General features: G+C 61.4%; 12 protein-coding genes and 1 tRNA gene. 9 read left to right on the top strand and 4 right to left on the bottom strand.

The window, feature by feature from the left end; genetic code table 11:
• Positions 1-123: 123 nt before the first annotated feature.
• The 5 genes from trxA to VPH41_RS01500 all read left to right on the top strand — a co-directional run bounded on the left by trxA (position 124) and on the right by VPH41_RS01500 (position 5,489).
• A complete protein-coding gene (trxA, locus tag VPH41_RS01520) occupies positions 124-450 on the top strand; it encodes a thioredoxin TrxA (protein WP_152254999.1) in 327 nt (108 codons plus the stop codon).
• 155 nt (positions 451-605) lie between these two features.
• Entirely contained in the window at positions 606-1,868 is a 1,263-nt protein-coding gene (gene rho, locus VPH41_RS01515; RefSeq protein WP_010401543.1) for a transcription termination factor Rho, read from the top strand.
• 294 nt (positions 1,869-2,162) lie between these two features.
• Positions 2,163-2,432, top strand: a complete 270-nt coding sequence (locus VPH41_RS01510; protein WP_034746247.1) for a type B 50S ribosomal protein L31 — start codon at positions 2,163-2,165, stop codon at positions 2,430-2,432.
• Positions 2,433-2,586: 154 nt separating this feature from the next.
• On the top strand, positions 2,587-4,311 hold the full coding sequence (locus tag VPH41_RS01505) for an ArnT family glycosyltransferase (protein WP_152282890.1): 1,725 nt from the start codon (positions 2,587-2,589) through the stop codon (positions 4,309-4,311).
• Positions 4,312-4,508: 197 nt separating this feature from the next.
• A complete protein-coding gene (locus VPH41_RS01500; protein WP_152282891.1) occupies positions 4,509-5,489 on the top strand; it encodes a choice-of-anchor A family protein in 981 nt (326 codons plus the stop codon).
• 82 nt (positions 5,490-5,571) lie between these two features.
• Here VPH41_RS01500 and VPH41_RS01495 read toward each other — a convergent pair whose 3' ends face one another.
• Positions 5,572-7,251, bottom strand: coding sequence for an AMP-binding protein (locus tag VPH41_RS01495; RefSeq protein ID WP_328568734.1), 1,680 nt, complete (start codon positions 7,249-7,251; stop codon positions 5,572-5,574).
• Between the two features lie 142 nt (positions 7,252-7,393).
• Here VPH41_RS01495 and VPH41_RS01490 point away from each other — a divergent pair, with 142 nt between their 5' ends.
• From VPH41_RS01490 to VPH41_RS01480, 3 genes are all read left to right on the top strand, one after another.
• Positions 7,394-9,760, top strand: coding sequence for a DNA polymerase II (locus tag VPH41_RS01490; RefSeq protein ID WP_328568733.1), 2,367 nt, complete (start codon positions 7,394-7,396; stop codon positions 9,758-9,760).
• A 273-nt stretch (positions 9,761-10,033) separates the two neighbouring features.
• Entirely contained in the window at positions 10,034-11,350 is a 1,317-nt protein-coding gene (locus tag VPH41_RS01485) for an enoyl ACP reductase FabMG family protein (protein ID WP_328568732.1), read from the top strand.
• Positions 11,351-11,503: 153 nt separating this feature from the next.
• Positions 11,504-11,590 (top strand) — tRNA-Leu (locus VPH41_RS01480).
• A gap of 63 nt (positions 11,591-11,653) precedes the next feature.
• Here VPH41_RS01480 and VPH41_RS01475 read toward each other — a convergent pair.
• The 3 genes from VPH41_RS01475 to VPH41_RS01465 all read right to left on the bottom strand — a co-directional run bounded on the left by VPH41_RS01475 (position 11,654) and on the right by VPH41_RS01465 (position 13,295).
• Positions 11,654-12,241: a GNAT family N-acetyltransferase gene (locus VPH41_RS01475; RefSeq protein ID WP_328568731.1), complete on the bottom strand. Its 588-nt coding sequence runs from the start codon at positions 12,239-12,241 to the stop codon at positions 11,654-11,656.
• Positions 12,242-12,252: 11 nt separating this feature from the next.
• Entirely contained in the window at positions 12,253-12,834 is a 582-nt protein-coding gene (locus VPH41_RS01470) for an NnrU family protein (RefSeq protein ID WP_328568730.1), read from the bottom strand.
• Positions 12,835-12,902: 68 nt separating this feature from the next.
• Entirely contained in the window at positions 12,903-13,295 is a 393-nt protein-coding gene (locus tag VPH41_RS01465; RefSeq protein WP_077408640.1) for an Imm10 family immunity protein, read from the bottom strand.
• 147 nt (positions 13,296-13,442) lie between these two features.
• Here VPH41_RS01465 and VPH41_RS01460 point away from each other — a divergent pair, with 147 nt between their 5' ends.
• Positions 13,443-13,859 carry a GNAT family N-acetyltransferase gene (locus VPH41_RS01460; protein ID WP_226941356.1) on the top strand — a complete coding sequence of 139 codons (417 nt, stop codon included), beginning with the start codon at positions 13,443-13,445 and terminating at the stop codon, positions 13,857-13,859.
• Positions 13,860-13,861: the final 2 nt, after the last annotated feature.

The following is a 13,861-nucleotide window of genomic DNA, read 5'->3' as shown; positions in this document are numbered from 1 at the left end:
CCAAGAACATTGAATTTGTGCCCATTGCCCCCATCTTCTAACTGCATTCCAGGAAGCATGGATGGCGAACCAGCGTATGGTTAATTCCAGGCATTATTGATCCCACCCTCATTTGAGGAAAATATGAGCGAATATATCAAACACATTAGCGATGCATCTTTTGAAGCAGACGTCCTGAAATCCGAAGTGCCAGTACTGGTCGACTTCTGGGCAGAATGGTGCGGTCCCTGCAAGGCCATCGCCCCGATCCTGGAAGAAGTGGCCAAGGAATATGCGGGCCGCATCGTGATCGCCAAGATGGACGTGGACGCCAACCAGGCTGTTCCTGCCAAGTTCGGCATTCGCGGCATCCCGACCCTGATCCTGTTCAAGGATGGTGTTGCAGCTGCTCAAAAAGTGGGCGCCATGGCCAAGGGCCAGTTGACCACTTTCGTCGACAGCAACATTTAATGTATGATGGGCAGCGCTGCGCCCGCAGCGCCGCCTGATTGGACACACCGGAAAGCGGCTTTGCTACCATTCATGCAAAACCTTCCCGAATAATTAATCAAGCCACGCAGTCCCCTCCCCTACCTTTACATCCCGTCTCGGGACACTCAACACATATGCATTTATCCGAACTAAAGGCCCTACACGTATCCGCCCTGCTTGAGATGGCGATCGGTCTTGACATTGACAACGCAGCCCGCTTGCGCAAACAGGAGCTGATGTTCGCTATCCTGAAGAAACGCGCCAAGTCCGGCGAACAGATTTTTGGCGATGGCGCCCTGGAAGTGCTGCCTGACGGCTTCGGCTTCCTGCGCTCGCCCGACGCCAGCTACATGGCGTCCACCGACGACATTTACATCTCCCCTTCGCAAATCCGCCGCTTCAATCTGCACACCGGCGATTCGATCGAAGGCGAGGTACGGACCCCGAAAGATGGCGAACGCTATTTCGCACTGGTCAAAGTAGACAAGGTCAACGGCGAATCGCCGGAAGCCTCGAAGCACCGCATCCTGTTTGAAAACCTGACGCCGCTGCACCCGAACGAGCCGCTGCGCCTGGAACGTGAAATGAATGGCCAGGAAAACATCACCGGCCGCATCATCGACCTGATCGCCCCGATCGGCAAAGGCCAGCGCGGCTTGCTGGTGGCATCGCCGAAATCCGGCAAATCCGTGATCCTGCAGCACATCGCGCACGCGATCACGGCAAACCACCCCGATATCACGCTGATCGTGCTGCTGATCGACGAACGTCCGGAAGAGGTTACCGAAATGCAACGTTCGGTACGCGGCGAAGTCGTCGCCTCGACCTTCGACGAGCCGGCCACGCGCCACGTGCAAGTAGCCGAGATGGTGCTGGAAAAAGCCAAGCGCCTGGTGGAAATGAAAAAAGACGTGGTGATCCTGCTCGACTCGATCACCCGCCTGGCCCGCGCCTACAACACCGTGATCCCTGCCTCGGGCAAGGTACTGACCGGCGGTGTCGACGCGAATGCGCTGCAACGTCCAAAACGCTTCTTCGGCGCCGCGCGCAATATCGAAGAAGGCGGCTCGCTGACCATCATCGCCACGGCGCTGATCGAAACGGGTTCGCGCATGGATGACGTGATCTTTGAAGAATTCAAGGGTACCGGCAACATGGAAGTCCACCTGGAACGCCGCCTGGCCGAGAAACGTGTCTATCCGGCAATTAACCTGAACAAATCGGGTACCCGCCGCGAAGAACTGCTGATCAAGCCGAACGAGCTGCAAAAAATCTGGATCCTGCGCAAGTTGCTGTACTCGATGGACGAGATCGAGGCGATGGAGTTCATTCTCGACAAGATGAAAGCAACGAAGAACAACGCCGAGTTCTTCGACATGATGCGCCGAGGGGGGTAAACCTACTGCGCGTCCCGCTCTACGGCCTGTGTTGCTCGCTGTACCTTCGTACAGCTGCGCTACTCGGCCGTATATCGGGCCTGCTCGCTACGGTTTCCCTCCCCTCGGTGGCGTCATATCAAGGCGCTACCGGCCCAAGCCGCTCATTGAGCGGCTTTTTTATTGCCGCCGGCCGGAAAGCGCTATATAATCGACGGTTGCATTATTTTAAACCCTGGCAAGTGATCGGCAATCGGGTCAAGAAGCAAGACGACCGACGAAGTGCTGTTTGGCTACCTACTTAGAGAGAATCCCATGAAAGTCGATACCCATCCAGAATACCGCGAAGTTGTTTTCCACGATCTGTCGTGCGATTTCAAATTCGTTACCCGCTCGACCATCCAAACCCGCGAAAAAATCACCCACGACGGTAAAGAATACCCACTGGTGAAGATCGAGGTTTCGGCTGAATCGCACCCATTCTTCACGGGCAAGCACAAAATCGTCGATACCGCTGGTCGCGTCGAGAAGTTCCGTCAGAAGTTCGGTTCCGTTGGTTCGAAAACCGCAGTCGCAGCAGGCTGATTTTTGCCGCTCTGCGGCAAAGAAGGGCAGCTTCGGCTACCAGAGAAAAGGCAGCTACGGCTGCCTTTTTTGTCTTTGGCCGCTTTACTTTATACTCGCGCATACCCGACGCCATTCGTCGCGTCTTGCCATTTTTTTCTGATAACGACTATCGATGAAGCCAGTCCGCCTTCCCGCCGCTGCCACACTCGCGCTGCCACGATGGGCCTTGTTTGCGCTCGGCCTGCTGTACATCCTGCCTGGCCTGATCGGCCGCGAACCGTGGAAGAACGATGATGCCGCCAGTTTCGGCATCATGTGGACCATGGCGCATGGCGGCCTGAACGACTGGCTGTGGCCCAACGTGGCCGGCCTGTCGGTGCCGGACGAGGGCCCGCTGGCCTTCTGGCTGGGCGCCATCTTCATCAAGCTGTTCGGCTGGATCGACGGCGACGTCTTTGGCGCGCGCATGTCGACCATCGGCATCTTCGTCGTCAGCACCCTGTCCGTCTGGTATACGGCCTTCAACCTGGGCCGCCGCAACGACGCCCAGCCGCTGCGCCTGGCGTTTGGCGGCCATCCCGAGCCCGACGATTTCGGCCGCACCCTGGCCGATGCCGCCGTCCTCATCTATTTAGGCTGCCTGGGCCTGCTGCAGCACAGCCACGACATCACGGCCGAAGCGCTGTATGTTTCCCTGATGGCTTACCTGCTGTACCGCGCCGTGCGCTACATGGAAGGCCCGTCCGTGCGCAATGCGGCCCTGCTGGGCCTGGCGCTGGGCGGCCTGACCCTCACGCGCGGCTGGATCACGCCAGCAGCGCTGAGCATCGCCCTGCTGCTGTGTACCGTATTCCTGCGCCTGCCGCTGCTGCGCAGCGTGCGCCACCTGGCGCTGGCCATCCTGATCGGCGCCGCACTGACCCTGGTCTGGCTGCTGCCGGGCGAATGGCTGAAGCCATACGGCCATTCGCCGATCCAGGCATGGATGGAGTGGAATTGCCGCCAGTTCAGCGCCCCGAGCCTGAAAAGCGTGCAGTATTTCATGCGTGTCGGCATCTGGTTCTTCTGGCCGGCATGGCCTTTCGCCGCCTGGGCCGTGTATGCCTGGCGTCGCCAGCACCATGTGCTGCACATCGTCGTGCCGCTGACCTTTGTCGCCATGCTGGCCATCCTGGGCCTGTGCCATCCCGATCCCGACCCCAGCCAGCTGCTGCCCCTGCTGCCGCCGCTGGCCGTGATGGCGGCGTTTGGCTTGCTGACCATGAAACGGGGCGCCATCAACGCCATCGACTGGTTCTCCGTGATGGTGCTGACCATTTGCGCTGCCACGCTGTGGCTGTTCTGGTTCGCCACATTGACGGGCTGGCCGCCGCGCCTGGCCCACAATGCCTTGAAACTGTTGCCTGGATTCAAACCCGAACTGGACGTGCTGGCCTTTTTCGTGGCCGCCTGCGCCAGCGCGGGCTGGGTGGCGCTGGTGCACTGGCGCATTTCGCGCCAGCCGGCCGTACTGTGGCGCGCCGTGGTGCTGTCGTCCGGCGGCCTGATCCTGATCTGGGTGCTGATCATGACCTTGTTCCTGCCCCAGCTGAACTACAGCAAGAGCTACGCCAGCGTGGCGCACCAGATTTCCGTCCACCTGCCGCCAGGCAGCAAGTGCATCAACAGCAATGTGGGCGCCGCCCAGCGCGCCTCGTTCGCCTACTTTGGCCACTTGCCGTTTGCCAGCGTGGGTCAGCAGCAATGCGATGTGTTCCTGTTGCAAGATAGCATCAAGGTTCCCGACAGCAAGGAACAGCTGCCCGAGCACCACGGCGCGGACTGGATCAAGCTGTGGGAAGGACGCCGCCCCACCGATGACGTGGAGCGTTTCCGCCTGTACCAGCGCGTCAGGTAAGCAGCAAAAAACCGGGCCAGTCCCGGTTTTTTTTGCTCGCCAGACAAACGCTGGCGATGGCAAAAGTGTTGCTTTTAAATATAGTTAATTAACTAAAATGAACTAGAATTGTTTTTTAGATTATAATGATGGCTTGCGCGATGGCGGTGTCTTGCTTTCCCGCCCGATTCGTCCCCCAATTCACTATGAGATTATTCATGAAATTATTTTCCACACGCACCTTGCCGCTCATCAGCGCCGCCCTGTTTGCCTTCTCCTTCAGCGCTTCGGCCCAGGCGACCGTGATTGACCTCGGCGTCGCCAACGGCTACTCGGCCTTCATCTTCGGCAATATCGGCAGCAGCGGCTCCAGCGGCTTCACCAGCGTGGGCGGCAGCCTGGCCGCCGGCGGCAATATCTACCTGGACAGCTACAGCGTCGGTACCAACAAGAAAGCCGGCAGCGCCGCCAACACGCTGGTCGCCGGTAACAGCCTGAACATCGGTAACGGTACCATCAGCGGTACGGGCGTGTACGGCGTCAGCAATGCCAACGGCACCGTGACGGCGCCATCGTGGTACCCAACGGGCACCTTCAGCAAGGGCAATGCCTCCACCCTGGACTTTGCAGGCGCCAAGCAGCAACTGACGACCCTGTCGGGCGATGTGGCCAAGCTGCAATCGAACGGCACCGTGGTCTCCCAGTACGGCAACATGACCCTGGTAGGCAATGTCAACGCCGATGTCAATATTTTCAATATCGATGCGTCGAACCTGCATAACCTGACCCTGGACCTGTCCTCGCTGAAAAGCACGGCCAGCATCATCATCAACGGCACGGCCACCAACATCACCATGAGCGGTGGCTTCGACAACTTTGGCAGCTTCGCCGACCGCACGCTGTTCAACTTCTCCAACGCCACCACCACCAACCTGAACAACGTTGGCATCAACGGCAGCATCCTGGCGCCGAACGCCGCGTTTTCCGGTTCGGGCAGCATGAACGGCACCCTGGTCGCCAATTCCGTCAGCTCGATCAACTATGGCCACGTTTCCATGAACGGTTCCGGCTTCAACACGGTCAACGTCTCGGCCGTGCCTGAACCAGGCACCTACGCCATGCTGCTGGCCGGCCTGGGCTTGCTGGCATTCATGCGCCGCCGCACGCCAGCGCGCGCACCGCAAGCCGCGATGGCCTAAGCTTCACGCTAAACCAATAAAAAAACACCGGGCCGCGCGAGCGTCCCGGTGTTTTTTTTATGCCCAGCCAGAAAGCAGGCGCTTACTGGGTTCCCAGGCCCAGGTCGTTTGCCACCTGCTGGCGCAGCAAGTATTTCTGGATCTTGCCCGTCACCGTCATGGGAAACTCCTCGACGAAGCGCACATAGCGGGGAATCTTGTAATAGGCGATCTGGCCATCGCAGAAGGCGCGGATGTCCTCGCTGGTAGCCTGCGTACCCGGACGCAAGATAATGCAAGCGCACAACTCTTCGCCATACTTGGCATCGGGTACCCCCACGCATTGCACGTCAAGCACGCTGGGGTGGCGATACAGGAATTCCTCCACCTCGCGCGGGTAGATGTTCTCGCCGCCGCGGATGACCATGTCTTTCGAGCGTCCCACGATGCTGCAAAAACCGTTGGCGTCGATCACGGCCAGGTCGCCCGTGTGCATCCAGCGCGCCGTATCGATGGCTTCCGCCGTCTTTTCCGCATCGCCCCAGTAACCCTGCATCACGGAATAGCCGCGCGTGAGCAATTCGCCCTTTTCGCCGCGCGGCACGATGCGCCCTTCCGCATCGACGATTTTCACTTCCAGGTGCGGGTGCACGCGGCCGATGGACGAGACGCGCATTTCGCGCGGGTCTTCGATTGCCGTCTGGAAGCTGACGGGCGAGGTTTCCGTCATGCCATACGCAATGGTAATTTCCGCCATGTGCATCAGCTCGATAACCCTCGTCATGACTTCCATCGGGCAGGGCGAACCGGCCATGATGCCCGTGCGCAAATTCGACAGATCGTATTGCTTGAAATCAGGATGATCGAGGATGGCGATGAACATGGTCGGCACGCCGTGCAAGCCCGTGCAGCGTTCGGCCTGCACTGTCTCGAGCACGGCTTTCGGATCGAAGCCTTCGCCGGAAAACACCATGGCCGCGCCATGCGTGACGCAGGCCAGGTTGCCCAGCACCATGCCGAAACAGTGGTACAGGGGCACGGGAATGCACAAGCGGTCCTGTTGCGTGAGGCGCATCGCTTCGCCGATGAAAAAGCCGTTATTGAGGATATTGTGGTGCGTCAAGGTGGCGCCCTTGGGCGCGCCCGTGGTGCCGGACGTGAACTGAATGTTGACGGCATCGTCAAACTGCAAGGTAGCGCTCACTTCTGCCAGGTGGGCCAGGTCGGCGTCGGTGATGCCGTCCATCAAGGCATCAAACTGGTGCATGCCGGGCGTGGCGGCGGTACCCAGGCGGATGACGTGGCGCAATTGCGGCAGGCGCGGCGATTGCAGGGCGCCGGCGCGCGAACGGGCGATTTCCGGCACCACGTCCTGCACGATGGCCAGGTAGTCGCTGGACTTGAAGCTGGGCGACAAAATCAGCGCGCTGCACTGCACCTTGTCGAGCACGTATTCGAGTTCCGAACGGCGGTAGGCGGGATTGATGTTGACCATGATCAAGCCGGCTTTTGCCGTGGCAAACTGTGTGAGCACCCACTCGGCGCAGTTCTGCGACCAGATGCCGACCCGGTCGCCCGGCTGCAGGCCCAGCTTCAGCAAGCCGGCGGCCAGGCGGTGCACGCGCTGCTGGAATTCCAGATACGTCCAGCGCACGTTCTGGTGCGCCACGATCAGCGCATCGTGCTGGCTGTAGCGGGCGGCGATGCCGTCGAGGTAAGCGCCTATCGTTTCGCCGATCAACGGCGTCTCGTGGGCGCCGTGTACATAACTCATTGCTTGCATGCTGTCTCCAGGGTAATGGCGCGACGCGCTCTTCTTATGGTCATCGACTACAAAAATTATAGCCGCAACCGCCCCCACCCTGCACCGGCTTGCTGTAATGTGCAGACCGACACACACGATACCCACGGCAACTGACGGCACCATGACAGGCAACACGCAGCACCCGCTCGAACAGGGCTTCATCCTGACCCGCCACTGGCGCGACACCAGCGCCGGCACGGATGTCGATTTCTGGCTGGCAACGGATGCCGGGCCCCGCCACGTGCGCCTGCCCGTGCAGACGTCCGTGGCCTTCATTCCCATGGAGCAGCGCGAACAGGCGGAACTGCTGCTGCGCGGCGAACGCCATGCCGAACTGCGCCCCCTGTCGCTGTCCGATTTTCACCACCGTCCCGTGCTGGGTTTGTATTGCAAGCAATACCGGCACTTGCTGAAGCTGGAAAAGCAGTTGCGCGCGCATGGCGTCGACGTGTACGAAGCCGATATCCGCCCGCCCGAGCGCTACCTGATGGAGCGTTTCATCACGGCGCCGGTGGCATTTGACGGCGCCAACCCGGGCGAGAACGTCCATCTGAAACCCGCTGCCGGCTACCGTCCCGCATTGAAGCTGGTGTCGCTCGATATCGAGACGACGGCCCATGGCGAACTGTATTCGCTGGCGCTGGAAGGCTGCGGCCAGCGCCAGGTCTACATGCTGGGGCCGCCAAACGGCGTCGACGGGGAACGCGATTTCGACCTCGAATACTGCGATTCGCGCGCGCAGATCCTCGAGCGCCTGAACGCGTGGATGGAGCGCCACGATCCGGACGCCATCATCGGCTGGAACCTGGTGCAGTTCGACTTGCGCGTGCTCAGGCAACATGCCGAGCGCTATCAAGTGCCCCTGCGGCTGGGACGGGGCGGCGCCGTCATGGAATGGCGCGAACACGGCGGCAAGCAAGAGCACTATTTTGCGGCCGCCGCGGGACGGCTGATCATCGACGGCATCGAAGCGCTGAAGTCGGCCACGTGGAATTTCTCCTCGTTCAGCCTGGAAAACGTGGCGCAGACCTTGTTGGGCGAAGGCAAGTCCATCGACAATCCCTACCAGCGCATGGCCGAGATCGACCGGCGCTTCCGCGAAGACAAGCCTGCCCTGGCCCGCTACAACCTCAAGGATTGCGAACTGGTCACGCGCATCTTTGCGAAAACCGAATTGCTGACCTTTTTGCTGGAACGGGCCAGCGTGACGGGCCTGGCGGCCGACCGCAGCGGCGGTTCCGTGGCCGCCTTCGAACACCTGTACTTGCCGCTGATGCACCGGCAAGGCTACGTGGCGCCCAACCTGGGCGATGTCTCGGGCGAAAACAGCCCGGGCGGCTTCGTCATGGATTCGCAGTCGGGCCTGTACGATTCCGTGCTCGTGCTCGACTATAAAAGCCTGTACCCATCCATCATCCGCACTTTCCTCATCGATCCCGTGGGCCTGGTCGTGGGCACCAGCGGCGACGAGGCCGATACCGTGCCCGGCTACCGGGGCGCGCAGTTTTCGCGCGTCAAACACTGCCTGCCCGCCATCGTGCAACAGGTGTGGCAGGGGCGCGAGGCGGCCAAGCGCGAGCGCAACGCACCGCTGTCGCAAGCCTTGAAAATCATCATGAACGCGTTTTACGGCGTGCTGGGCTCCAGCGGCTGCCGCTTCTTCGACCCGCGCCTGGCCTCGTCGATCACCCTGCGGGGCCACGACATCATGCACCGCACGCGCGAACTGATCACCGAGCAGGGCTACCAGGTGATCTACGGCGACACGGACTCCACCTTCGTGTGGCTCAAGACAGCGCATACGGATGACGAAGCGGGCAAGATCGGCCGCGCCCTGGTGGCGCACGTCAACGCCTGGTGGGACGCGCATCTGCGCGCAGAGTTTGGCCTGGACAATGCGCTGGAACTGGAATTCGAGACGCATTACCGGCGTTTCCTGATGCCCACCATCCGCGGCTCGGAAGAAGGCAGCAAGAAGCGCTACGCGGGCCTGGTGGGCAAGCCCGACGGCAGCGAAGAGATGGTCTACAAGGGCCTGGAAACGGTGCGCAGCGACTGGACGCCGCTGGCGCAGCAATTCCAGCAGGATCTATATAGGCGCATCTTCCAGCGCAGCGCCTACCAGGACTATGTGCGCGACTACGTGGCGCGCACCGTGCGCGGCGAATTCGACGCGCTACTGGTCTACCGCAAGCGCCTGCGCCGCCCCCTCGACGATTACCAGCGCAACGTGCCGCCCCACGTGCGCGCGGCGCGCACGGCCGACGCCTACAACCTGGCGCAGGGGCGGCCGCTGCAATACCAGAACGGCGGCTGGATCAGCTATGTGATCACGGTGGCGGGGCCGGAACCGCTGGAAACGCAGCGTTCGCCCATCGATTACCACCATTACCTGACGCGCCAGCTGCAACCGGTGGCCGACGCGATCCTGCCGTTCCTGGGCGACGATTTTTCGCGCCTGGTGTCCGGGCAGCAGGATTTGTTTTAAATCAATTTTACTGACCAGCATGACCAAGCTGAGGTAATATCGGCGCCTGCCGGGCTTATCTGGCCCTGTCTGCGGGCGTTGTACGCTGCGGCAGCGTAAAATACGCCATGGCGAAAGAATAAGAACTGCACGAAGAAGAAAATGCCATTCCAGACGAGAATCGTTCGCAACAGGATTTTCCACGCTGAAATGGCGCATAATTTCACACTATGTTGAACCAGCGGGCAGCGCGTTTAGCCGTCTGCCCCGCTAATTTTTGAATGAATTGATACCATGACCGAGATCACGTCCTTAAGAGACATCCCGCAAAAAAATATCTTCCGCAAGGGCGACACCTTTGTACTGTTCGGCGAGCTGTTCGGCCGCGGCTATGTCAATGGCTTGCTGGACGAAGCGCGCAAGGCGGGCATGAATATCGTCGGCATGACGGTGGGCCGCCGCGATGAAAACATGGCGCTGCGCCCGCTGAACGCGGAAGAGCTGGCGGAAGCCGAAGCCAACCTGGGCGGCCGCATCATCAACGTGCCGCTGATGGCCGGTTTCGACCTGGACGCGCCGGCCGGCGAGCCGACCCCGACGGCCCTGCTGGCCGACATGACCCTGAAAAGCTGGCAGGAAGACAAACTGGACTGGGCGCAGATCGAACGCTGCCGCGAAGCCGGCATCGCCCGCTTCAGCGCTTCCGTGGCGAAAGCCATGGCCGAACTGGACAGCCTGATTCCTGACGGCAGCAATGTGTATTTCGCCCACACCATGGCCGGCGGCATTCCGAAAGTCAAGGTCTTCCTGGCCATCGCCAACCGCATCTACAAAGGCCGCGGCGAGCGCTTCATGTCCTCGCGCGCCCTGCTCGACAGCGACCTGGGCAAGCTGATCCTGATGAACTTCGACGAAGTCACGGCCAACACCCTGCAGCACCTGATCGACGGCAGCGCCGCCATCCGTGCCCGCATCGAGAAAACGGGCGGCCAGGTGCGCTACAGCGCCTACGGCTACCACGGCACGGAGATATTGATCGACGGCAAATACCAGTGGCAAACGTACAGCAACTACACGCAAGGCCTGGCCAAGATGCGCCTGGAAAACGTGGCCAAGGCCGCGTGGGAAAAAGGCATCAAGGCAACCGTCTTCAACTGCCCGGAAATCCGCACGAATTCGTCCGACATCTTCGTGGGCGTGGAACTGTCGCTGTTCCCCCTGCTCGACGCGCTGAAAAAAGAAGGCGGCGCAGCCTGGGCCGAAGAACAGTGGAAGATCTGCCAGGGCTTGCTGGAAGACGGCGTCTCGCTGCAAGACTTGCTCGACCGTATCGCCGCCTACAATGGCGACGCCACCAGCGTGCAGTTCCGCAACTTCGCCGCCTGGCCGATGGACAACACGCCGGAACTGGCCGAAGTCATGATCGGTACCTCGGACGAGATCACCAAGCTGCACAAGGACCGCAAGGAACTGATCACCGACCACCTGAGCTCGCTGGTTCTGGAAGGCACGGGCCCGCTGATGTTCCACGCCATGTCGGAACCGCAAGCACCCGTCGTCTGGCTCAACCACGACATCATCGCGCGCCAGCTGAACTCCGTGCATAACTGATCCAGCATCGCCGCAGCCTGACCACGCCGTCCCCGGTTCGCGCCCGGGACGGCGTTTTTCATGCCAGGGCAGCATCCTATTAATGGGCTAAACCGTATGCCAAGCGAAAAACTTGCCGTATCGCGATAAATCAGTGATAATGCGTCTCGCGTTGCCGGGATGGCGGAATAGGTAGACGCACGGGACTCAAAATCCCGCGCTGGAAACAGCGTGCCGGTTCGATTCCGGCTCCCGGCACCACAGAACATTTTTCGTAGTACATGATCAAACCCGCCCATCGCCAGATGCTGCGGGTTTTTTGCATTAGCGCCCCAGCCTTGCTTCCAGCCCCGCCTTCACCGCCTCCCACTCCGTATCGATGATGCTGAAACGCACGGAGTTGCGCTTGCGCCCGTCCGGCATGATGCGCTCGTGGCGCACGATGCCTTCCTGCACGGCGCCCAGGCGCGCAATGGCGGCGCGCGATTTTTCGTTCAGCTCGTCGGTGGTCAATTGCACGCGCACGGCCTGCATGGCTTCAAAGGCATGCGTCAGCAGCAGCAATTTCGCTTCCGTGTTCACGCCCGAGCGCTGCACGGAGGCGGCCAGCCAGGTGTGGCCGATTTCCATCTTGCGGTTGATACGGTCGATCTTCCAGAAGCGCGTGCTGCCGACGATGGCGCCCGTGGATTTTTGCACGACGACGAAGGGCATGACGGTGCCCGCGCGCCGGCCTTCCAGCGCCGTGGCGATATAGGCGGCCATGGTGGCGGGCCCCGGCACCACGGTGACCGTCATGTTCCACAGTTCGCCATCGGCCGCCGCCTGCAGCAGCTGCGGCGCGTGCTCAGCCTGCAGGGGCAGCAGCTCGACCAGTTGGCCGTGCAAGGCGATGTGCGTCGTCTGTTCCATCTTCATCTCCATCAATAGCCAAACGGCCGCACGCCAAACAGCACGCCATGCAGCCAGAACGCCAGCAGCAGCCACAGCGCACCGCCCGCGCCGATGGCGATCAGGGTGCCTTGCGCGGTACCGCCCTCGTACGCCACGCCGGCCGCGCGGTCGCGCTGCACGGCGGCGTACAGATCAAACGATGCCCAGACGAGGAAGCCGCCGAACAGCAGCACGTCGGCCACGTTGCCGTTGGCCAGCAGATGCGCGACGGCCCACAGTTGCGTGCCCAGCAGCATGGGGTGGTGCACCCGGGTCTTGATATGGTTGCGCGGCACATTGGCCGCCGCCAATAAAATCAGCGAGAACAGCATCAGCAGGCCGCTGGCGTGGCGCAAGCCCATGGGCGGCGTCCACAGCACTTGCGGCTGCTGGCGCGCCAGGCCGTAGCCCCAGACGATCAGGCCCAGCCCCACGAACGCCACGAGCGAATACACGCCCTTCCAGCGTTTTTCGCCGAGGCGCGCCAGCTGGGCGCTGCGCCAGCCGTCGGCGACGATGCGCACCGAATGCAAACCCAGGAACAGCAGCAAGCCGATTATCAGCACCGTCATCGTCGTCTCCCCAGTCGTTGGCAGTTATCGATCATAAACGGCGCCGCGAGCGATGCCGTGCGCGCAGATCAACGTTCTTCGCGATAGTAGTCGCAGCCCTCGAACGTGGTGCGCAGCGCCTGCTGCAGCTGGGCGTAGCGCTCGGGCGTCAAATTGAAACGCACGTCGATCTGGCCGTCGTCGTCCATCTGCATGGCGGCCTCGGCATCCATCTGCACGGACAGGCGGTTCGGATGCAGGATCACGGCGTGCATGTGGCCATACCAGGCAAATTCCTGGCCGCCATATTCGATGTAGGGTTCGTCCATGCCCATGGCCACGTCCTGCTCGTCATACTCGTCGGCGCGCTGCAGCATCAGGTAGACGGGCTCGCCTTTGCCCGCCGGCGCGGCCAGGGTGGTGATCAGGGCGTCGTCTTCATTGATGACGGACAACTCGGTGGCGGTAAATCCTGCGGACATGGCGTGCTTTCAACAAATGGATGGATGACGCCACCATAGCGCAAAAGCGGCGCGGACAACATAGTGCGCGGCGAATAAAGCGTGCCGCCCCGGAAACCCATGGCCGCCTATAATTGCCGCTCCAAACCAGTTCAACAGGAGACCGCCTTGACCGCAGCAACGCCCTACACCACCCGCCTGGCCATTCCCGCCATCGCCACCTACCAGCACCTGCGCGTCGCCGCCGGCCTGAGCGCGAAAACCATGGAAGCCGCCGCCAGGGGCTTGCCGAACTCCCTGTTTGCCGTGCAAGTGCTGCTGGGCGACGAAGTGGTGGGCATGGGCAGGGTCATCGGCGATGGCGGCTGCTTCTTCCAGGTGGTCGATATTGCCGTGCTGCCCGCCCACCAGGGCAAGGGCCTGGGCAAGCTGATCATGCGCGAAATCCGCCAGTTCATCGACAGCGACGTGCCGTCCAGCGCGTATGTCAGCCTGATCGCCGATGGCCAGGCGCAAGACCTGTATGCGCAGTTCGGTTTCCAGCACACGGCGCCCGCCTCCGTCGGCATGGCGCTGAAGCGCTAGGC

Source organism: Janthinobacterium sp. P210006 (assembly GCF_036231885.1).
GTDB lineage: Bacteria > Pseudomonadota > Gammaproteobacteria > Burkholderiales > Burkholderiaceae_D > Janthinobacterium > Janthinobacterium violaceinigrum.
This window is presented reverse-complemented; position numbering and strand designations above follow the sequence as displayed.

What these genes read in the sequence shown, in the direction of transcription:
- trxA (WP_152254999.1), top strand. Translation starts at nt 124, where the DNA reads ATGAGCGAATATATCAAACACATTAGCGATGCATCTTTTGAAGCAGAC.
- rho (WP_010401543.1), top strand. Translation starts at nt 606, where the DNA reads ATGCATTTATCCGAACTAAAGGCCCTACACGTATCCGCCCTGCTTGAG.
- VPH41_RS01510 (WP_034746247.1), top strand. Translation starts at nt 2,163, where the DNA reads ATGAAAGTCGATACCCATCCAGAATACCGCGAAGTTGTTTTCCACGAT.
- VPH41_RS01505 (WP_152282890.1), top strand. Translation starts at nt 2,587, where the DNA reads ATGAAGCCAGTCCGCCTTCCCGCCGCTGCCACACTCGCGCTGCCACGA.
- VPH41_RS01500 (WP_152282891.1), top strand. Translation starts at nt 4,509, where the DNA reads ATGAAATTATTTTCCACACGCACCTTGCCGCTCATCAGCGCCGCCCTG.
- VPH41_RS01495 (WP_328568734.1), bottom strand. Translation starts at nt 7,251, where the DNA reads ATGCAAGCAATGAGTTATGTACACGGCGCCCACGAGACGCCGTTGATC.
- VPH41_RS01490 (WP_328568733.1), top strand. Translation starts at nt 7,394, where the DNA reads ATGACAGGCAACACGCAGCACCCGCTCGAACAGGGCTTCATCCTGACC.
- VPH41_RS01485 (WP_328568732.1), top strand. Translation starts at nt 10,034, where the DNA reads ATGACCGAGATCACGTCCTTAAGAGACATCCCGCAAAAAAATATCTTC.
- VPH41_RS01475 (WP_328568731.1), bottom strand. Translation starts at nt 12,241, where the DNA reads ATGGAACAGACGACGCACATCGCCTTGCACGGCCAACTGGTCGAGCTG.
- VPH41_RS01470 (WP_328568730.1), bottom strand. Translation starts at nt 12,834, where the DNA reads ATGACGGTGCTGATAATCGGCTTGCTGCTGTTCCTGGGTTTGCATTCG.
- VPH41_RS01465 (WP_077408640.1), bottom strand. Translation starts at nt 13,295, where the DNA reads ATGTCCGCAGGATTTACCGCCACCGAGTTGTCCGTCATCAATGAAGAC.